Here is a 958-nt window from a genome sequence, read left to right as displayed (position 1 = left end):
CATGCAGCCGTTGTGGCTACACAGATTTTTATAAACGTGGTCTTGGAACAGGGCAAAAAATCTTAGATCTACTAAGTGGTTAGCGTATGCATAACAAAAGCTTCAAACCGACAGCCAACGCGTGGCATTTTTAGTTTGCGGTGAATTTAGTGTTTAAGGTGCAATGCAGCGGCTTGATTTGTGCGTTGTCTGCGGTTTAAGCTGGCGTTATGAAGCATCTAGAAAAATCCAGTAAAATTAAGGGGTAATGTTCCTTATTCGCATTTGATGTTTTCGTTGTTTTGAAATGATCTCAGCCTGAAAATTTGTTGTGTTTCTGTGACGAAATGCCGCTTGGGTTTCATCAAAAGGCAAATTGGCTGTTTGGGTATTTTTGCCAAGTGATTCTTTCTAGCAGCCATTTGTTGCGCCGTGATTTTTGCGCGGCGGCAGTGCATTGAAAAACTCCAAACTTGGTGGGTGTTTTAAGTCAACTCGTTGTAGGTTCATCGTGTAGCTGCCAACATTTTGTGAATTGGCTCTGCGTCTCAACCTTCTGTATTTGCTGAAAATCTGTGGTTGCCGTAAAGTCCGTTCATAACAAACAATTCAAACAGACCAAAAACGTGTGGCACTTTTAGTTTGCGTTGAGTTTTATGTTTACGGCGGTTTGCAGAAGCGGTATTTGTACGTTTTTGGCAGTTTAATTGGACGTTATGAAGCAGCTAAGAAAATGTAGCAAAATTATGGGGTAAGGTTCAAAGTTTGCTTTTATTTTTATCATGATTTGAATCTTTCCCAATTGAAAATCCGTTGTATTTCTTTGGTGAAATGCCGCTTCGGAGGCATCGCAAGGCAAATTGGCTGTTTGGTTGCTTTTGCCAAGTAGCTATTTCTAGCAGCCATTTGCTGCGCCGTGATTTTAGTGGGGCGGCAGCGCATCGAAAAATTCACAGCTTGATGCTCGCCTTTTGTTCAA

General features: G+C 41.5%; 1 protein-coding gene. It reads left to right on the top strand.

Annotation, left to right across the window (positions count from 1 at the left end; genetic code table 11):
- On the top strand, positions 1-83 hold an 83-nt coding region (locus HC752_RS24260), incomplete at its 5' end, for a zinc ribbon domain-containing protein (RefSeq protein ID WP_238930628.1).
- Positions 84-958: the final 875 nt, after the last annotated feature.

The organism is Vibrio sp. S9_S30 (genome assembly GCF_014694455.1).
Lineage (GTDB): Bacteria > Pseudomonadota > Gammaproteobacteria > Enterobacterales > Vibrionaceae > Vibrio.
This window is presented reverse-complemented; position numbering and strand designations above follow the sequence as displayed.